Origin of the sequence: uncultured Dietzia sp. (assembly GCF_937873725.1) — a bacterium.
Taxonomy (GTDB): Bacteria; Actinomycetota; Actinomycetes; order Mycobacteriales; family Mycobacteriaceae; genus Dietzia.
In genome coordinates this window covers 35623-52894 of the sequence record NZ_CALMYY010000072.1, presented here as the reverse complement: position 1 = coordinate 52894, position 17272 = coordinate 35623, and the positions used below count along the sequence as shown (strand labels likewise).

The following is a 17272-nucleotide window of genomic DNA, read 5'->3' as shown; positions in this document are numbered from 1 at the left end:
GAACAAGAAATCCGCCACCTCCTCGACGAACTCCTCGACCCCCCACCCTTCTGAGAAGCGCAGCCGGGCCGATGCAGAACATATTGACGATTGTCGATGCAATCAATAGGGTTGTGCCCATGAGTACACAGGCCTCGGCCCCCGCCGGTCCCGGCGCCACCACCGATCCCGGCGCGCCCGTGGCCGCCCAGATGTCCTTCCTCGACCGCTACCTCGCCGTGTGGATTCTCGTCGCCATGGCGACGGGGCTCCTGCTGGGTCGCTTCGTCCCCGGCATCGCCGACGCCCTCGACACCGTGAAGGTGGCCGACGTCTCCCTGCCGATCGCCTTCGGCCTGCTGGTCATGATGTACCCGGTCCTGGCCAAGGTCCGCTACGACGAGACCCACCGCGTCACGAGCGATCGCAGGCTCCTCGCGCTGTCGCTGCTCCTCAACTGGATCATCGGGCCGGCCCTGATGTTCACGCTGGCCTGGCTCATGCTTCCCGACCTGCCCGAATACCGGACCGGCCTCGTCGTGGTGGGGCTCGCCCGCTGCATCGCCATGGTCTTCATCTGGAACGACCTCGCCTGCGGGGACCGCGAGGCCGCGGCGGTGCTCGTCGCGATCAACTCGGTCTTCCAGGTGATCGCCTTCGCCGGCCTCGGATGGTTCTACCTCCAGGTCCTGCCGGGGTGGCTGGGGTTGGAGACCACGAGCGCTGACTTCTCCGTGTGGGCGATCGCGCTGAGCGTCCTGGTGTTCCTCGGCATCCCCCTGCTGGCGGGGTTCCTCACCCGGCACTTCGGCGAGAAGGCCAAGGGGCGCGAGTGGTACGAGGAGACGTTCCTGCCGAAGATCGGGCCGTGGGCCCTCTACGGACTGCTGTTCACGATCGTCGTGCTCTTCGCGTTCCAGGGCGACGCGATCATCGAGCGCCCCCTCGATGTGGCCCGGATCGCGCTTCCCCTGCTGGCCTACTTCGTCATCATGTTCGGCGGGAGCCTGCTCGCCGCGCGGGCGAGCGGTCTGAACTACGCCAAGTCCACCGCGGTCGCGTTCACCGCCGCGGGCAACAACTTCGAGCTGGCCATCGCGGTGAGCATCGGCACCTGGGGCGTCGCGTCCGGACAGGCCCTCGCCGGGGTCGTCGGGCCGCTCATCGAGGTCCCGGTGCTCATCGCCCTCGTCTACGTCAGCCTGTGGGCGGGAAAGCGACTCTTCAGGGGTGACCCCACGGTCCCCGGCGCGATCCACCAGGACACGTCCGCCGCGGCCCGCGCGGCAGGAGCCGAGCACCGATGATGCCGGACCCCGAGGCGCCCCGCGCGACCGTCCTGTTCGTGTGCAAGTCCAATCGCGGGAAGTCCCAGATGGCGGATGCGCTGCTCCGGGCCGTGGCGGGAGACGGGGCCGTGGAAGTCCATTCCGCCGGCACGCAGCCGGCGCTGGGGAAGGGGCCGAACTCCGAGTCGGTGGCGTCGCTGGCCGAGATCGGGGTCGACATGGCCGGTGGCGTGGCCACTCCGGTCGACGACGACGTGATGCGGCGGGCCGACGTCGTCGTCGTCCTCGGTACGGCGGCCCGGCTCGAGCCCGTGGACGGGATGCGCGCACCCATCGAGGTGTGGGAGACCGTCGAGCCGAGTGAGCAGGGGATCGAGGGGCCCGAGCGGATGGCACTCATCCGCGACGACATCGCGGCCCGCGTGCGCGAACTGTGGGCCCGGCTGTCGGCGGAGCCGGGCGGTCGCGCTCAGTACCCCGTGTAGCGCTCGGGCTCCTCGCCGAAGGTGAAGCCCCGGCCGGAGATCCGCTCCGGGGTGATCTCGACGAAGTTGTACTTGAGGGTCGGGATCCACGGCTTGAGGTTCAGTTCCTCGGCCTGGTTGATCTCCTCGAAGCCGTCGAGGCGGCGGGCCTGCCCCCGGATGACGATCGACCAGGCGTCGCCGCCCCGGATGTGATCGACCTGGAACACGACGTCCGGGTGGACGGTGATCCCCGCCAGTTTGGTCCCCTCCGCGGTGCGGAAGTACAGCTTGCCCTCGGGGGACACGGCGTAGTTCACGGGGAAGATGTCGGCCCGCCCCCCGGTAACGGTGACGAGACGGCCGAGGGACTCGGTGGCGAGCAATTCCAGGGAGCGGGACTCGTCGAATTCGGTGATCGGGTTGGCGTCCATACACGGATTCTGCCACTTGCCGGCCGCCCCCGGGAGGGATGGCGGCGTCAGCCCCCCGACCGCGCCGGGTGATGCACCTCACTCGGGCGGAGCCACCTGCGGACTCGTCGCGGATCGAGCGCGGGATCGTCGAAGGCGGATGCATCAACGGTCCGTTCTCTCTACGGTGGAATCTGACTATGACCCCAGGAGAACGAGAAACACCCCGTACCCCTGATTCGTCCGACGCGGTTTTCCGCCGGCCCACGGCGGCTGATGGCACCCGCATGTGGGAGATCGCCCGCGACAGCGGCGTCCTCGATCTCAACTCCCCCTACGCCTACGTGCTGTGGGGGGCGGAGTTCTCGGAGAGTTCCGTGGTGGTGGAGGTCGGGGACCGGGTCGTCGGCTTTGTCACCGGCTTCCTCCGCCCCTCCGAGCCGGACACGATCTTCGTGTGGCAGGTGGGCGTCGACGCAGACCAGCGCGGCAAGGGACTCGCCGCCCGGTTGCTGCACAGCCTGATGGACCGTCTCGCCGCGCGCGGCGTGGTCCGGCTGCGGACCACCATCAGCCCCGACAACGAGGCGTCGCAGCGCACCTTCGGCGCCGTGGCCCGAGACCGAGGCATGGCGCTGTCGAGCGAGGACTACCTCGGATCCGAGTTGCTCGGAGAAGGACACGAGCCGGAACACCTGTACACGATTTCCTGAAGGGCCCGCGACCCGCCGCGCGTCGAGCGCCGCGCCCGATCCAATGGAGTGATCTCAAGAGATGACCGAATCCACACAAGCCGCCAACCTGGACACCTCGATCTTCGCCGATCGCGAGTCGGAGGTCCGGAGCTACTCGCGGAACTGGCCGGTGGTGTTCGACACCGCCAAGGGCACCACGCTCACCACCGTCGACGGCGACGAGTACCTCGACTTCTTCGGCGGTGCCGGCGCGCTGAACTACGGACACAACGACGACGACATGAAGGCCGCGCTGCTCGAGTACATCCAGCGCGACGGCGTCACCCACTCGTTGGACAAGTACACCGTGGCCAAGCGGGCGTTCCTGGAGACGTTCTCCTCGAACGTCCTCGAGCCACGGGGGCTGGACTACAAGGTGATGTTCCCCGGGCCGACGGGTACCAACGCGGTCGAATCGGCGCTCAAGCTGGCCCGCAAGGTCACCGGCCGCGAGGCGATCATCAACTTCACCAACTCGTTCCACGGCATGACCCTCGGCTCACTGTCGGTGACGGGCAACTCGATGAAGCGCGCCGGCGCCGGCATCCCGCTGGTCCACGCCACGCCGATGCCGTACGACAACTACTTCGGCGGCGTCACCGAGGACTTCCAGTGGATGGAGCGCGTGCTGGTCGACTCCGGCTCGGGCATGAACCGCCCGGCGGCCGTGATCGTCGAGTGCGTCCAGGGCGAGGGCGGCATCAACGCCGCCCGCGCCGAGTGGCTCCGGGCGCTCAACGACCTGTGCGTCCGCCACGACATCCTGCTCATCGTGGACGACGTGCAGATGGGCTGCGGCCGCACCGGCGAGTTCTTCTCGTTCGAGTTCGCCGGCATCAAGCCCGACATCGTCACGCTCTCCAAGTCGATCGGCGGCTACGGCCTGCCGTTGGCGCTGACGCTGTTCCGTCGCGACCTGGACGAATGGACCCCGGGCGAGCACAACGGCACGTTCCGCGGGAACAACATGGCGTTCGTCACCGCCGAGGTGGCGCTGCGCAAGTACTGGTCCGACGACACGCTGCAGAACCGCACCCTGGAGAACGGCCGAATCCTGCGCGAGCGCTTCTCGCCGCTGGTCTACAAGTACCAGGACAAGCTCGAGCTGCGCGGCCGCGGCATGGCGTTCGGCATCGCCTTCCTCGAGAAGCCGGAGCTGGCCGGAGAGGTCATGGCCCGCTGCTTCGACAACAAGATGCTGGTGGAGACCGCCGGCCCGAGCGACGAGGTGGTCAAGTTCCTGGCCCCGCTCACGCTGTCCGACGACGAGCGCGACCGCGGCATCGAGATCTGCTACGAGGCCGTGGACCACGTCATGGCCAAGCAGTACGCCTGACGCGCGCCCGATACCTGCAGAAGGAGCATCCATGATCGTTCGCACCACCGCCGAGATCACCGACACCGACCGCCACGTCAGGGGCAACAACGGCAACTGGGAGTCCAAGCGCATCGTCCTGGCGGGTGACCGCGTCGGCTTCTCGTTCCACGAGACCACCATCGCCGCCGGCACGGTCAACGACTTCCACTACGCCAACCACGTCGAGGCCGTCTGGCTCACCCGCGGCAAGGGCACGCTGCGCGACCTCACCAACGGCGAGGAGTACCCGCTCGCGGCGGGCTCGATGTACCTGCTCGACGGCCACGAGAAGCACCAGGTGGTCGTAGAGGAGGAGATGCAGATGCTCTGCGTCTTCAACCCGCCGGTCGTGGGTGACGAGAACCACGACGAGGACGGCATCTACCCGCTCCTGCGCCTGCAGGACGACGGCACGGTCATCCGCGAGAAGTAGCGGCGGCGCCCCCCTGGTGGCCTGAACCTGCCCCTCCCCCCGGCTTGCGCTGCCGCTCCCCCCGGCTTGCGCTGCCCCTCTGACCGCTTTTCCTGGGCTCACGCTGCGGGATCGGACCATTCTCGCAGCGCACCCCGCCCGGGTCGGCGGGGGACCGGCCGGGAAGGCAGACTGACCGGGTGTCCACGATCGTGTTTCTCCACGCACACCCAGACGACGAGACCTCCCAGACCGCCGGGATGATGGCGCTCGCCGCGCGGGGCGGTCACCGGGTCGTCACGGTCTTCGCGACCGACGGCGACCACGGCGAGCGCCCCGACGATCTGGGGCCCGAGGGTGACCTGGTCGAGCACCGCCGCGAGGAGGCCCGCGCGGCGGCGGCGGTGCTGGGCGTGGCCCGGATCGACTGGCTGGGCTACCGCGACTCCGGCATGACCGGGTGGGACCAGAACGACGACCCGCTGTGCCTGCATCGGGCGGACGTCGACGAGGCGGCGGGCAGGCTCGTCCGGATCCTGGATCGCGAGGACGCCGACGTTCTGGTGGGTTACGACCACCACGGCAACTACGGCCACCCCGACCACATAGCGGTGCACCGGATAGCCCGGCGCGCCGTGGAGACGGCGGCCCGGCGACCTCGGCTGGTGGAGGCCACGACCAACCGGGATGCTCAGCTGGAGATGCTCGACAGCCCCGAGGCCGCGGAGTTCCTGCGGTCGCTCGCGGCCGGCGGGATGGACCTGGACCTGGATCGGATTCGCCAGGCGATCCTCACCGGGGACGACGGCCTGCCGATCGGGGTCGCGGAATCCGAGATCACGTGGGCGATTGACCTTCCCCCGGATGTGGTCGAGCTCAAGCGCCGCGCGATGGCCTGCCATGCCAGCCAGACCAGCGACATCGGCATGATGTTGGCCTTCCCCCCGGACATCTACGCGGTGGCGTTCGGCACGGAGTACCTCATCGAACCGGGAGGGGACGGGCCGATGCGCCACGGGTGGCCGTTCGGCTGATCCGGCCCGCCGTCCTGCCCGCCCTGCAGGCCCGCCGCGCCGCCCGACCTGCCGCCCCGCCGCCCCGCCGCCCCGCCCGGGTGTGCTGGCGGACAGGACCGAACCCGCAGCGTGAGCCCCGCGAATCCGGGCACAGGGGCAGCGCAAGCCGGAGGGGCAGCGCAAGCCGGAGGGACAGCGCAAGCCGGAGGGACAGCGCAAGCCGGAGGGACAGCGCAAGCCGGAGGGGTCGGGGGCGCCGGGAGATCACTCGGGGTCGAGCGCGCGGACCCAGTCTCCGTGGCCGTGGGCCGTGGCCAGCGGCCGGCCGTTGACGGCGACGACGAAGATGCCCTTGTGGCGCCGGATCGACTCGGGGACCTGCTCGGCGACGTCCGGCAGGAGGGTCACCCCCTCCACCGAGATCCACACGCAGCCCAGCCGGGCGACCCGGCGGACGAACTCCGCGCGTGCCGGCGGCTCGAGGTAGCCGAGCACCGCCGTGTGGAACACTACTGGCGTAGAGCCCTGGGGGCACGCGGCCACGGCGTCCGAGACCCTCTCCACGAGGTCGCCGGCGAGGATCCGAGGAGGATCGGCGGCGGCGATGTCGAGCGCGGCGTCCAGGCGCGGCACGCGCTCGGCCTGCTGTCCGGGCCAGATCAGGCTGCGCAGCCAGGCCCGCGACTCGGCGTCCGCCGGGTCGATCGGGGACAGATCCACGCCACCGCGATGGACCACCTCCGGCAGGGTGCGCGGCGTCGGCACGCCGTCGCGGAGGGCGCAGTCCAGGACCGGGGTGCGGTCGTCGGCGCCGTCGGGTCGCAGTTCGCGGGTCACTCCTCCGTCGAGCGTGTACCGATAGGCGTACCTGTCCGGATAGAGACACAGACCGGCGGAGGCGCCCATCTCGACCAGCGAGAGCGGTTTGGGCAGCAGGGACAGGAACGGCAGGAGCACCGCGCACCGCTTGGCCTCGTTGGTCTGCGTGGCGTGGGAGAGCGCGATGCGCTCGATCTCGGGCCAGTGGGCGTGGACGAAGTCGCGGAACCGGGCGTAGTCCTCCGTCTCGGGTGCGCCGGCGTGCCGGGCGGAGGCGAAGACCAGTGCGGGTTGCCGCTTGATCCGGGGCAGGCTCCCGATGAGCGCGCACGTCTCCGGGTCCAGGGAGACGCCGCGGGCCCAGGCCAGGTAGACGGGGGTCCGGCCGCGGACCTCGAACTCGGCGAAGTCGGCGTAGCGGGTGGGGACGTCGTCGACATGCGCGGAGTCCATGAGCCAAGGGTGGCACATCGAAAGGACGCGATACGGCGGAAGTGGTGGCGGGAGTCCCGGGGACCGGGTATGTTTGGTGATATATCAACCAAGTGGCGCGCCGACGACCCCAGGAGACACCCATGGCAGACACCGATTTCATCGCGGCCAAGAACGCGTCGACGGACGGCGAGTTCGTCCGGGACGCCACCTACATCAACGACCGTGTGGTGGCGGAGCTCCCGGCGGGCTCGGACCCGGTGGGCGGGACGATCGGCGAGATGCGCTGGCCCGTCGAGGCCGGCCGCTACCGTCTCATGGCCGCCCGCGCCTGCCCGTGGGCCAGCCGCACGATCATCGTCCGCCGCCTCATGGGCCTTGAGGACGCCATCTCGATGGGCCTGGCCGGCCCGACCCACGACATCAACTCCTGGACCTTCGACCTCGATCCGGACGGCCGCGACCCGGTCACCGGCCTGCAGCGCCTCCAGGAGGCCTACTTCAACCGGATCCCCGACTACCCGAGGGGCATCACGGTCCCCGCGCTCGTGGACCTGCCCACGAGGTCGGTCGTGACCAACGCCTACCAGAAGCTCAACTTCGACCTGCTGACCGAGTGGTCCGCCTTCCACCGCGACGGCGCGCCGGACCTGTACCCGGACGAGCACCGCGCCGAGATCGACGAGCTGGACTCGTGGATCTACCCCACGGTCAACAACGGGGTGTACCGCTGTGGGTTCGCCGCCGACCAGGGCGCCTACGAGAAGGCCTACGACGAGCTGTGGGCGTCGCTGGACAGGCTGGAGGAGCGGCTGACCACCCGTCGCTACCTCGTCGGCGACACGATCACCGCCGCGGACATCCGCCTGTTCACCACGCTCGTGCGGTTCGACCCCGTGTACCACGGCCACTTCAAGGCCAACCGCAGCAAGATCACCGAGATGCCCGCGCTGTGGGGTTACCTGCGCGACCTGTTCCAGACGCCCGGCTTCGGGGACACCTGCGACTTCCCGCAGATCAAGGAGCACTACTACGCCGTCCACCGGGACGTCAACCCGACCGGGGTCGTGCCCAAGGGCCCGGCGATGGGCAACCTCCTCTCCCCGCATCACCGCGAGGAACTGGGAGGCAGGCCGTTCGGTGACGGCACCGCGCCGGGCCCCATCGCCAACCCCGCCGAGCGCGTCCCTGCGGGTCACGGAGCGGACTAGCCCTAGACTGGTTCGTTGTGAACCCGGCCCCCAGCGAACCCGGTCGCTACCGCAACAGCGCCCGACAGTTCGTCATGTTCGGCATCGTCGGCGGTTCCGGGATGATCGTCAACATGATCGTCACGGTCCTGATGAACAAGGCCAACGGCGGCACCCAGAACGGGCAGGACATCCTGTTCCCGATCGGCGGGACTCAGTTCAACTTCCGCTTCACCACCCTGGTCTGGATCGTCGCGTTCCTGGTGGCCAACGTCTACAACTTCATGCTCAACCGGCACTGGACGTTCGGCAAGGGGCACAAGGCACCGTTCTGGCACGAGTTCTGGCCGTTCCTCGTGGTGGGCTCGGTGGCCGCGGCGGCGGGCATCTTCATCAAGCTGGCCTTCACCAACCCCACCTCCCCGCTCTACCTGCCGGAGCCGTGGTGGCACGAGGACGCGGGGGTCCACTCCCGCGAGTACTGGAGTCAGCTTCTGACGATCGTGCTGACGATGCCGATCAACTTCGTCATCAACAAGCTCTGGACGTTCCGCGCGGTCCGGCGCCGCCACCACGCGCGCTCCACCGCGGGCGCGGCGGTCTAGGGGGCCGGGCGTGGAGTCGACGCCGACCCTGCTGCTGGTCCTCGACCTCATCGGCGTGTTCTTCTTCGCCGTGTCGGGGAACCTGCTGGCCGCCCGCAAGGACATCGACATCACCGGCGGTCTCGTGCTGGGGCTGCTCGCGGGCCTGGGCGGGGGGATCATCCGGGACGTCCTGCTCGGGGTGACGCCGCTCGCGCTGTCCGAGCCGATCTACCTGGTCCCGCCGTTCCTCGCCGCCGCCGCGGTCTACCTGCTCGGCAGCCTGGTCCACCGGGTGCGGCTCTTCATCGTCGTCTTCGACGCCGCCGGCCTCGGCCTGTTCTGCACCTTCGGTACCGTCCGCGCGCTCAACCACGGGATGCCGATCGTGTCCGCGCTGCTGCTCGGGGTGACGACGGCCGTCGGCGGCGGCCTGCTGCGCGACGTGGTGGCCAACGAGATCCCGGCGGTGTTCAACGGCTCCGATCTATACGTCATCCCGGCCACCACCGGGGCGGCCCTCACCGCACTGGCGGTGGGCACGGGGCTGTGGGGCCCGGCGGCGTCGATCCTCATCCCCACGTTCGTGTTCGCGTTCAGGATGCTCGCCTGGCGGATGCAGTGGCGGGTCCCGGCTCCCATGCGGGGGTGGACCGTGCGCGGTATCGACGTGCGCCGGCGACGGGAGGACTCCGTCTTCGGCCGACCGGGTAGGGGAGACGACGACGACGAGGGCGGCGGCGGCGACGGCGGCGCCCCGGGTTCGCGCCGGTAGGGTTGGCCGACGTGCAGTATTACCTGAGCCTGCTGGGATTCGCGGCGATCGATTCGGTGAACCTCCTGGCGTTCGCCGTGATCGCGGGGCTGTGGCTCACCTCCGCAGGCCGCGGGGGAGGGTTCACCCCCCGCTCCGCCCGCTTCACCGGCGGTGCGTTCTGCGGGATCATCCTGCTGTCCCTGGTGTCGGTGTGGGTGATCGGCAACAACCAGGAGTTCATCCGAGGCCTGTTCCACAGCCTCTGGGCGATGGTCGTCCTCGGGGCGGTCGGCGCGGTCATCACGGTGATGGGACTGCGCACCCCGGCCGAGGCCAGGGAGGAGAACGTCGAGGCGCCCCTGACGCAGAGCGTGCTGCAGAAGTTCGGCATCGCGGCCACCGGCGTCTCGATGGGCGTGATCCAGTCGGCAACCTCGGCGCCGTTCGCCGCGGGCATGGTGCTCATCTCGTTCGCACAGACGCCCTGGTGGTCGAAGCTGCTGCAGATCCTGTTCTTCGCGATCATCGCCATCCTGCCCAGTGTCGGACTGATCGTCGCGCTGACCCGGGTCGACTCCTCCGGGATCGTCGCCGCGACCCGCAGGATCGACCGGTTCCTCGCCTACGGGAAGGTGGCCGGGCGGGTGCTCACCCTCGTGGTGGGGGTGGCGCTCGTCGTCCTGGCGGCCGTGCGGATCGCGCAGCTCACCGGGGTGATGTCGTAGCGCGCACCTAGGGTGACGGCGTCCACCGGGGACCGGGTGGACGGACGGACTCGAGGGGGAGAGATGGCGGAGAACCAGCCGGATCGGCTCGGCGGCGCGGTGCTGTGCGAGGACGGGGTGAGGCGACCGCCCTGGGCGGCGCGGGACCCGCTGCTGAGGGAGTACTACGACACGGAATGGGGGATGCCGGTCCGCGAGGAGTCCGGGATCTTCGAGAGGCTGGCGCTGGAGGGTTTCCAGTCGGGCCTGAGCTGGCTGACGATCCTGCGGAAGCGCCCGGCGTTCCGCGAGGCGTTCTCCGGCTTCTCCCCGGACGCGGTCGCGGGTTTCGGCGACACGGACGTCGACCGGCTCATGGCCGACGCCCGCATCGTGCGCAACCGGCGCAAGATCGACGCGACCATCGCCAACGCCCGCGCGACCGTGGCGCTGCGGGACGAGGGCGGGCTCGCGGAGTTGGTCTGGTCCTATCGGCCCGAGCGGACCCCGGAGCCGCGGACCATGGACGAGGTGCCGAGCCGTTCCCCGGAGTCGGAGGCGCTGGCCGCGGACCTCAAGCGTCGAGGTTTCGGCTTTGTCGGGCCCGTGACCGTGTTCGCCCTGATGGAGGCCATCGGGGTGGTGGACACGCACCTGATGGACTCGCATCGACGCGGGAGTTCGGGGTTGGGGGGGGGGGGGGGGGGGCGCGGCCCCCCCCCCCCCGGCCCCACCCCCGCCCCCGCCCCGACTCAGGCCGGCGGGCGGGGCAGCGGGGGGAGCCCGGGGCGCGGCGGGAGGGCGGGGGACGGAGCGGCCAGCGCCCCCGCCCCCGGGACCTGCCCGGGGGACGGCACGCTCAGGCACCCCGGGATCCCGCGCAGGGTCGCCACCCGGGCGAGCGACCGGTCCAGGTCCGCCCTGCTCAGAGCGCCGTCGGCGAGGGCGCGCTCGACGGCGTCGAGGGCCTGGGGGATGCCGGCGGTGGTGATCCACAGCGGCGAGTCCGCCCCGGCGATGAGCGACTCCGCCACCGCCTGCGGCAGGGGGAAGTTGTCGGTCACCGCGCGCATCCCGGACAGGTCGTCGGTGAAGATCACCCCGGTGAACGGAGGGGCGCCGTATCCGCGTCCCTCACGCAGCAGGCGGTACGCGGCGGGGGACAGGGACGCGGGCCGGTCGACCCCGGTGAGGCCGGGCACCTGCTGGTGCCCCAGCATCATCCCGGCGCCGGGGGTCAGGGCGAGTTCGGCGAACGGCCTCAGGTCGTGCGGAACCAGTTGGTCGAGCGGGGGAACCGTCACCGACTGGTGGTGGCTGTCACCGGACGAGCGGCCGTGGCCGGGGAAGTGCTTGAAGACGGGGGTCACCCCGGCGTCCAGCAGCCCGGAGGCGAACGCGCGGGCGTAGCTGGCGACGCGGACGGGGTCGGGGGAGAAGGAGCGGTCGCCGATCACCGCCCCGTCGGGCTGGTCGGACACGTCGACGGACGGGGCGAAGTCCACGGTCACGCCCATCCCGCGGAGGAACTCCCCGCGGGTTCGTGCGGCCGAGCGGACCTCGTCGGGGCTCATGGTGGCGGCCATGACGCGGGCGGACGGGAGGGGCCCCGCGAAGGGCGAGATGCGGGACACGCGCCCGCCCTCCTCGTCGATCGCCACGAGCAAGGGCAGGGGGGAGTCCTCCTTCAGGCGCGACAGTCCGTCGCCGGAGACCGCCTCGCCCACCACGGCGCCGCCGAGGAAGATCCCGCCGATCCTGAACTCCTCGACCGCACGTCGGGCGTCGGCCATCGAGGCCACCCCGACGGTGAACAACTGCGCGATCCGCTCTCGCTGGGTGAGGGAGTCCAGCGGCGACTCGCACGGTAGCGCCGGGGCGGCCGGGGCCTCGGGGGCCGCGGGGGCGGCGGCCTCCGTGGCGTCTCCCCCGTCGTCGACACCGCACCCCGCCAGCACGAGCACGGCGGCCAGGACGGAGACCGTCAGGCGGCGCCGGAGGGGAGGGGACACGGGGTCAAATGTAGCCCGGCGCATCGCGGAGACCGCGGACGGAGTTCGCCGACCGTTCACCCGCTCGGGGCGATCCCACCCGGGAGTACCGTCTCAGCCATGATCGACCGTGTGCTCCCGTCTCGCCTGCGCCGACCCGTGATCGGGGCACCGATGGCCGGCGGACCCACGACCCCGGCGCTCATCGCCGCGGTCGGCGAGGCGGGCGGAATGGGGATGATCGGCTCGGGGTACCTCGACGCCGACGCCACCCGCGAGGAGATCGCCCGGGTCCGCGCGGTCACCGGGGCGCCCTTCGGGGTGAACGTCTTCCTCCTGGATCCCGCGGATTCCGCGGCGGCGCTCGCCGCGGCGGGCGGGGTGGCCGCCCTCGATCGCTACTCCGCCGCGATCGCCCCGGTCGCCGACAGGCTCGGGATCGCGTTGGCAGAGGCTCCGGCGTTCACGGACTTCGACCAGGCCGCGACCCTCGCCGCGCTGGTCCAGGACCCGGTCCCGGTGGTGTCGTTCACCTTCGGGATCCCCGGGGCAGGGGTGGTCCGGGCGCTGCAGGAGGTGGGGTCGGCGGTGGTCGTCACCGTGGCCGGGGTGGGGGATGCCCGCCGGGCGATGGAGGCGGGGGCCGACTGGCTCTCGGTGCAGAGCGCCGAGGCCGGCGGGCACCGCTCGACCACCACGGTCGCCGAGCGGCCCGACGAGATCGGCACCGTGGAGCTCGTCCGGGCGGTCCGGGCGGCGCTGCCGGACGCGCAGTTCGTGGCCGCCGGCGGGATCAGCACCCCGGCCGATGTCGCCGCGGTCCTCGCCGCGGGGGCGGACGGGATCCAGCTCGGCACGGTCCTGCTCCGGACCCCCGAGGCCGGAACGAGCGCCCTGCACCGGGCGGCGCTCGCCGATCCCCGCTTCACCGAGTCGCGGCCGACGAGGTGCTACACCGGCCGCTACGCGCGCGCCCTGGTCAACGGGTTCGTCGCGGAGTTCGACCCTCTCGCGCCGCCGGCCTACCCCCACCTGCACATTCTCACCGGGCCGATGCGTGGGGCCGCCTCGCGGGCGGGTGACGTGGAGGTCCCGCCGCTGTGGGCCGGATCGGGGTGGCGCGAGTCGGACGCGTACGCGGGGCGCCCGGCAGGGGAGATCGTGGCCGAGCTGTGGGACCGCGGCAGCCGATCCGCTACCCGGGCGCGCCCGTCGCTACCCGGATCCGGGTAGCGGAGTCCCGGACGCGGTAGCGGATTCGGGCGGGGTCGGGCGGTCGGGCGGGGTCGGGCGGACGGGCGGGGTCAGGCGGGGTCAGGCGGGGTCAGGCGGACGCGCGGCGCTCGGCCTCCGCCGCGATGTCCGCCAGGTCCCGCTCCATGGTCTTGCGGGTCGACCTCTCGGCCACGCCACCCATCAGCGCCATGACGACGCGCGAGATCGCCGGCGCGTGGGCGGTCTCGGCGCCGAAGTGCATCCGTAGCGTCGACCCGGGGCCGTCGGCGTCCGGGGTCACGGTGAAGACGGTCCGGTACTCGGTCCCGCCGTTCTCGGCGACGATCGTGGTGGAGTGCGGCGGCTCGGCGGCCAGCACCATCATCTCCTCGGTCGCCTTCATCCCGAACATCTTCCGCGTCTCGCGCCAGCGCAGTCCGGGCAGGTAAGGGCCGGGAGTGAGGATCTCGACCGCGAGGACGCCGCCCAGGGTGAGGGGCGCGGCGGGGATGTCGGTCAGGACCGACCACACGGTGTCCGGGTCGGCGCCGACGTGCCGGGAGAGCTCGAGCTGCATGACACGAGGGTACCGGCACGCGGCGCGGGTCACGCGCGTCCGTGGACCCGCCCGCAGACGCGGACACCGGCCCCCGCGAAGGCGGAGGCCGGTGTCGATGCGCACCCGGGTCGACCGGAGTCGAGACCGGGCGGTGCGCCGTGAGGCGCGTCGGCTCAGACGTTGGAGCTGATGCCGCTGATCAGGCTGGAGAGGATGCTGATGATCTGGGCCGGCAGGGCCTGGAACACGTCGCCCGCAGCCGAGCCCGCGCCGAGCGCGGCGGTGCCGGCGGTCGAGCCGAGGTCGATGAGGGCGTTGGTGGCGTTGACGGAGCCAAGAGCGATGTCGGTGATGGAACCCATGAGGGGACCCCTTTCGTTGCGGGCGGCGCCGGGGTGCGCCGCCTCTCGTATGGCAGTCCGTGATGGACTCGTGATGTACATCCCGGACTGGACACCCGACGTTACGGCGGGGATCCGACACGGGCACCCCCGAGCGGGCAGGACCGGGGGCGGATCACCGGGGGGCGGGCTTATCTCCCCAGGTGGGCGGCGCGGGCACTTCTCAGCTGTGAAGACGCTCACCCTCGGGTGCCGGGTGCGCTCCACCGCGCCCCGGCGCTCGGGGACAATGGACGCCATGAGCGCCCTCCGTGACCGTGCAGCCGAACCGACCCCCCTGCCCGCGGGCTTCCGGGCCCACGCGGGGGCCGCGGGCCTCCGGGACTCGGGCGACGACCTCTTTGTCGTCGTCAACGACGGTCCCTCCCCGGCCTCGTCCGCGGTGTTCACCCGGTCCCTCTTCGCCGGGCCGTCGGTCGTGCTCAGCCGCGCCAACGCGGCGTCCGGGCGGGCGCGCGGCGTGGTGGTGGTGGCGAAGAACGCCAACGTCGCCACCGGCGAGCAGGGACTGGCCGACGCCCGCGAGGTGCTCGAGCGCGCGGCCGGGGCCGTGGGCGCGGCGCCGCAGGACATGCTCATCGCGTCCACCGGCGTGATCGGTCGGCGCTACCCCATGCCGGTGCTGCGCGCGCACCTCGACGGGTTGGCGGGCGCCCGGTTCGACGCCGACGCGGTCGCGCTGGCGGCGGCGATGATGACCACGGACACCCACCCCAAGACCGCCCAGGTGGAGGTGACGACGACGACGGGGGGCACCGCCCGGGTCGTGGGCATGGCCAAGGGGGTCGGGATGATCGAACCGGACATGGCCACGATGATCGCCGTGCTGCTCACCGACGCCGCCGTGGAGCCGGAGGTGCTGGACGCGGCGTTCAGGGCCGCGGTGGACCGGACCTTCAACTGCCTCTCCGTCGACACGGACACCTCGACCTCGGACACCGCGATCGCGCTGGCCAGCGGGTCGGGCGACCCGGTCGGTGAGGTCGAACTCCGCGAGGCGTTGGAGGCGGTCTGCCTGGACCTGACCCGCCAGCTCGCGCGCGACGGCGAGGGCGCGACCAAGCTCCTCAGCGTCGAGGTGACCGGGGCGCGCGACCGGGCGCAGGCCAAGCGGGTGGCCAAGGCGATCCTCAACTCCCCACTGGTCAAGACCGCCGTGCACGGCGCCGATCCCAACTGGGGCCGGGTGGCCATGGCGATCGGCAAGTGCCACGAGGACACCGACATCGACCCGGAGCGGGTGCGGATCGTCTTCGGCGACCTCGAGACCTACCCCGCGTTCCCGGGCGAGGCCGAGCTCGAGCGGCTCACCGAGATCATGCGGGCGGAGGAGGTCACCATCGCGGTGGACCTCGGCGTGGAGGGCGGTGCCGCCGACGGGGCCTGCACGGTCTACGGCTGCGACCTCTCGCGCGAGTACATCTCGATCAACGCGGATTACACGACGTGAGCGCGGCCGACCCGGCGGCCGATCTCGAGGCGATCCGCGCGGTCTTCGCCCGCCGCCTGCACGTGATGGACACCAGGCGGTGGGACGCCTACGGGCCGTGCCACACCGAGGACGTGGTCAGCGAGTCCTGGGCGGGCGTCGGCGGCCCGGCCGAGGTGCGTGGCCGGGAGGCGCTCACCGCCGCGATCCGCGAGACGCTCGACGGCGCGAACCCGGTGACGAGCGTCCACCACGGACACACCCCGTTGCTGGAGCTGACGGGCCCGGACCCGACCACCGGCGAGCCCACCGCCACCGGGATCTGGGCGATGGAGGACCGACTGTGGTGGACGGTCGACGGCCGCGAGAGGTGGCTCCACGGCTGGGGGCACTACCACGAGCGCTACCGCCGGGTGGACGGTCGGTGGCTGATCTCGTACCGGCGCCTCGAGCGCATCCGGGTGGACACCGGCCGGACCTAGCCCGCCGGGTTGGGGCTGCGGCGGGCCATGGTCAGGAGGGTGTCGCGGGTCCGGTGCCACACCTGCCCGGAGATATCGCCCCACGGGTCGTGGCCGCCGGGGACCAGGGAGACGCGCGCCGGGTCGCCGGCCCGGCGCGCGGCGCGGACGTAGGCCTCGGACTGCTCGGGAAGCACCACCGTGTCGTCGCGGCCGTGGATGCACACCACCGGGACGCCGGTGGGCAGGTGCGAGACGGGGGAGGCGTCGAGGTAGCGCTGGCGGCGCGTGTCGGGGCGTCCGCCGAGGAGGTCCGCCACGTAGCGGTCCCCCGCGCGCTCGGCCATGATCAGGTCGGCGACCCCGGCCAGGGACACGCACCCGGACACGGGGACCACCGGGCGGGCGCCCGGCTGCGAGGACGGTAGCCGCGCGCGGCCGGCGACCCACAGGGCCAGGTGGCCGCCGGCGGAGTGCCCGGCCACCACCACCCGCCGCAGGTCGAGTCGACCCCCGAGCTGTGCGGAGACCTCGGCGAGGTGGTCGACGGCCGCGCAGACGTCCGCGACGGTGGTGGGCCAGCCGCCGCCGGAGTCGACCCTGCGGTACTCGACGTTCCACACCGCCACGTCGAACGAGGCGAGGTCGCGCGCCTGGTTCTCCATGTAGGTCAGGCCGAGCGAGTCCCTCCACCCGCCGCCGTGGATCAGCACCACCACCGGCAGGGCCGGGTTGGCGGAGTCGGGCACGTACAGGTCGCCGAAGGTCTGCCCGTCGGTGTCGCCCGGCTCGTCGTAGAAGAGCCGGCGGGGTTCACGCACCCGGACCGCGCCCTCCGGCGGGACGTACGGTCGCGGTGCGACCGACTCCTCGTCCTGGCCCGCGTGGGGGGTGGTCCCGTCGTGGCCGCGACCCAGTACCGAGGTCAGCGCCCAGCCGGCCGCGCCACCGACTCCCGCGGAGAGCCCGACGAGGACCGAGCGGCGGGTGAGGTCGGAACGGGGACGGGCCGCGCGACGGCTGGGCATGCGGCGGCTCACCTCCTCCGGGGGCTGCCGACTGCGGG

19 protein-coding genes and 1 pseudogene are annotated in these 17272 nt (G+C 71.8%); 14 read left to right on the top strand and 6 right to left on the bottom strand.

Annotation, left to right across the window (positions count from 1 at the left end; all coding sequences use genetic code 11):
• Window positions 1-119: 119 nt before the first annotated feature.
• Window positions 120-1286 carry an ACR3 family arsenite efflux transporter gene (gene arsB / locus Q0444_RS07505; protein WP_291083991.1) on the top strand — a complete coding sequence of 389 codons (1167 nt, stop codon included), beginning with the start codon at window positions 120-122 and terminating at the stop codon, window positions 1284-1286.
• Window positions 1286-1753 carry a low molecular weight phosphatase family protein gene (locus Q0444_RS07500; RefSeq protein WP_291084159.1) on the top strand — a complete coding sequence of 156 codons (468 nt, stop codon included), beginning with the start codon at window positions 1286-1288 and terminating at the stop codon, window positions 1751-1753. Before arsB ends, Q0444_RS07500 begins: the two co-directional genes overlap by 1 nt.
• Here Q0444_RS07500 and Q0444_RS07495 read toward each other — a convergent pair.
• The gene (locus tag Q0444_RS07495; protein ID WP_291083993.1) at window positions 1738-2166 is read right to left on the bottom strand and encodes a pyridoxamine 5'-phosphate oxidase family protein; all 429 of its coding nucleotides are present in this window, start codon (window positions 2164-2166) and stop codon (window positions 1738-1740) included. The two genes, Q0444_RS07500 and Q0444_RS07495, sit on opposite strands and share 16 nt — an antisense overlap.
• 266 nt (window positions 2167-2432) lie before the next feature.
• On the opposite strand from Q0444_RS07495, the gene ectA reads away from it, so the two are divergent.
• From ectA to Q0444_RS07475, 4 genes are all read left to right on the top strand, one after another.
• Window positions 2433-2858 carry a diaminobutyrate acetyltransferase gene (gene ectA, locus Q0444_RS07490; protein ID WP_291083995.1) on the top strand — a complete coding sequence of 142 codons (426 nt, stop codon included), beginning with the start codon at window positions 2433-2435 and terminating at the stop codon, window positions 2856-2858.
• 61 nt (window positions 2859-2919) lie between these two features.
• A complete protein-coding gene (ectB, locus tag Q0444_RS07485) occupies window positions 2920-4215 on the top strand; it encodes a diaminobutyrate--2-oxoglutarate transaminase (RefSeq protein ID WP_291083997.1) in 1296 nt (431 codons plus the stop codon).
• A gap of 31 nt (window positions 4216-4246) precedes the next feature.
• Window positions 4247-4669, top strand: coding sequence for an ectoine synthase (locus tag Q0444_RS07480; protein WP_291083998.1), 423 nt, complete (start codon window positions 4247-4249; stop codon window positions 4667-4669).
• Window positions 4670-4848: 179 nt separating this feature from the next.
• Window positions 4849-5682, top strand: coding sequence for a PIG-L family deacetylase (locus tag Q0444_RS07475; protein ID WP_299022620.1), 834 nt, complete (start codon window positions 4849-4851; stop codon window positions 5680-5682).
• 246 nt (window positions 5683-5928) lie between these two features.
• Here Q0444_RS07475 and Q0444_RS07470 read toward each other — a convergent pair whose 3' ends face one another.
• Window positions 5929-6936: a DUF2332 domain-containing protein gene (locus tag Q0444_RS07470; RefSeq protein ID WP_291084004.1), complete on the bottom strand. Its 1008-nt coding sequence runs from the start codon at window positions 6934-6936 to the stop codon at window positions 5929-5931.
• A 122-nt stretch (window positions 6937-7058) separates the two neighbouring features.
• Here Q0444_RS07470 and Q0444_RS07465 point away from each other — a divergent pair, with 122 nt between their 5' ends.
• From Q0444_RS07465 to Q0444_RS07445, 5 genes and pseudogenes are all read left to right on the top strand, one after another.
• Window positions 7059-8126: a glutathione S-transferase family protein gene (locus Q0444_RS07465; RefSeq protein WP_291084007.1), complete on the top strand. Its 1068-nt coding sequence runs from the start codon at window positions 7059-7061 to the stop codon at window positions 8124-8126.
• A 17-nt stretch (window positions 8127-8143) separates the two neighbouring features.
• Window positions 8144-8710: a GtrA family protein gene (locus Q0444_RS07460; protein ID WP_299022616.1), complete on the top strand. Its 567-nt coding sequence runs from the start codon at window positions 8144-8146 to the stop codon at window positions 8708-8710.
• 10 nt (window positions 8711-8720) lie between these two features.
• Window positions 8721-9464, top strand: coding sequence for a trimeric intracellular cation channel family protein (locus Q0444_RS07455; RefSeq protein WP_291084013.1), 744 nt, complete (start codon window positions 8721-8723; stop codon window positions 9462-9464).
• Window positions 9465-9475: 11 nt separating this feature from the next.
• Complete coding sequence (locus tag Q0444_RS07450) at window positions 9476-10171, top strand: hypothetical protein (RefSeq protein WP_291084016.1); 696 nt, start codon at window positions 9476-9478, stop codon at window positions 10169-10171.
• 63 nt (window positions 10172-10234) lie between these two features.
• A pseudogene (locus Q0444_RS07445) lies at window positions 10235-10840 on the top strand (DNA-3-methyladenine glycosylase I); the annotation flags it as partial.
• A gap of 62 nt (window positions 10841-10902) precedes the next feature.
• On the opposite strand, the gene Q0444_RS07440 reads toward Q0444_RS07445, so the two are convergent.
• Window positions 10903-12162, bottom strand: a complete 1260-nt coding sequence (locus Q0444_RS07440; RefSeq protein WP_299022611.1) for a glycoside hydrolase family 3 N-terminal domain-containing protein — start codon at window positions 12160-12162, stop codon at window positions 10903-10905.
• Between the two features lie 99 nt (window positions 12163-12261).
• Between Q0444_RS07440 and Q0444_RS07435 the strand changes: the two genes are divergently transcribed.
• Window positions 12262-13374 carry a nitronate monooxygenase family protein gene (locus Q0444_RS07435; protein WP_291084025.1) on the top strand — a complete coding sequence of 371 codons (1113 nt, stop codon included), beginning with the start codon at window positions 12262-12264 and terminating at the stop codon, window positions 13372-13374.
• A 91-nt stretch (window positions 13375-13465) separates the two neighbouring features.
• On the opposite strand, the gene Q0444_RS07430 is transcribed toward Q0444_RS07435, so the two are convergent.
• Both Q0444_RS07430 and Q0444_RS07425 read right to left on the bottom strand, forming a co-directional pair.
• The gene (locus tag Q0444_RS07430) at window positions 13466-13933 is read right to left on the bottom strand and encodes an SRPBCC family protein (protein WP_291084028.1); all 468 of its coding nucleotides are present in this window, start codon (window positions 13931-13933) and stop codon (window positions 13466-13468) included.
• 155 nt (window positions 13934-14088) lie between these two features.
• The gene (locus Q0444_RS07425) at window positions 14089-14277 is read right to left on the bottom strand and encodes a hypothetical protein (RefSeq protein WP_291084031.1); all 189 of its coding nucleotides are present in this window, start codon (window positions 14275-14277) and stop codon (window positions 14089-14091) included.
• Between the two features lie 277 nt (window positions 14278-14554).
• On the opposite strand from Q0444_RS07425, the gene argJ reads away from it, so the two are divergent.
• Together argJ and Q0444_RS07415 are read left to right on the top strand one after the other, a co-directional pair.
• Complete coding sequence (argJ, locus tag Q0444_RS07420; protein ID WP_291084034.1) at window positions 14555-15766, top strand: bifunctional glutamate N-acetyltransferase/amino-acid acetyltransferase ArgJ; 1212 nt, start codon at window positions 14555-14557, stop codon at window positions 15764-15766.
• Window positions 15763-16227 carry a nuclear transport factor 2 family protein gene (locus tag Q0444_RS07415; RefSeq protein WP_291084037.1) on the top strand — a complete coding sequence of 155 codons (465 nt, stop codon included), beginning with the start codon at window positions 15763-15765 and terminating at the stop codon, window positions 16225-16227. Before argJ ends, Q0444_RS07415 begins: the two co-directional genes overlap by 4 nt.
• On the opposite strand, the gene Q0444_RS07410 is transcribed toward Q0444_RS07415, so the two are convergent.
• The gene (locus tag Q0444_RS07410; RefSeq protein ID WP_291084040.1) at window positions 16224-17234 is read right to left on the bottom strand and encodes an alpha/beta hydrolase; all 1011 of its coding nucleotides are present in this window, start codon (window positions 17232-17234) and stop codon (window positions 16224-16226) included. The two genes, Q0444_RS07415 and Q0444_RS07410, sit on opposite strands and share 4 nt — an antisense overlap.
• Window positions 17235-17272: the final 38 nt, after the last annotated feature.

Bases quoted from the DNA above. Each gene is read 5' to 3' on its own strand.
- arsB (WP_291083991.1), top strand. From the start codon at position 120: ATGAGTACACAGGCCTCGGCCCCCGCCGGTCCCGGCGCCACCACCGAT.
- Q0444_RS07500 (WP_291084159.1), top strand. From the start codon at position 1,286: ATGCCGGACCCCGAGGCGCCCCGCGCGACCGTCCTGTTCGTGTGCAAG.
- Q0444_RS07495 (WP_291083993.1), bottom strand. From the start codon at position 2,166: ATGGACGCCAACCCGATCACCGAATTCGACGAGTCCCGCTCCCTGGAA.
- ectA (WP_291083995.1), top strand. From the start codon at position 2,433: ATGTGGGAGATCGCCCGCGACAGCGGCGTCCTCGATCTCAACTCCCCC.
- ectB (WP_291083997.1), top strand. From the start codon at position 2,920: ATGACCGAATCCACACAAGCCGCCAACCTGGACACCTCGATCTTCGCC.
- Q0444_RS07480 (WP_291083998.1), top strand. From the start codon at position 4,247: ATGATCGTTCGCACCACCGCCGAGATCACCGACACCGACCGCCACGTC.
- Q0444_RS07470 (WP_291084004.1), bottom strand. From the start codon at position 6,936: ATGGACTCCGCGCATGTCGACGACGTCCCCACCCGCTACGCCGACTTC.
- Q0444_RS07465 (WP_291084007.1), top strand. From the start codon at position 7,059: ATGGCAGACACCGATTTCATCGCGGCCAAGAACGCGTCGACGGACGGC.
- Q0444_RS07435 (WP_291084025.1), top strand. From the start codon at position 12,262: ATGATCGACCGTGTGCTCCCGTCTCGCCTGCGCCGACCCGTGATCGGG.
- Q0444_RS07430 (WP_291084028.1), bottom strand. From the start codon at position 13,933: ATGCAGCTCGAGCTCTCCCGGCACGTCGGCGCCGACCCGGACACCGTG.
- Q0444_RS07425 (WP_291084031.1), bottom strand. From the start codon at position 14,277: ATGGGTTCCATCACCGACATCGCTCTTGGCTCCGTCAACGCCACCAAC.
- argJ (WP_291084034.1), top strand. From the start codon at position 14,555: ATGAGCGCCCTCCGTGACCGTGCAGCCGAACCGACCCCCCTGCCCGCG.
- Q0444_RS07410 (WP_291084040.1), bottom strand. From the start codon at position 17,234: ATGCCCAGCCGTCGCGCGGCCCGTCCCCGTTCCGACCTCACCCGCCGC.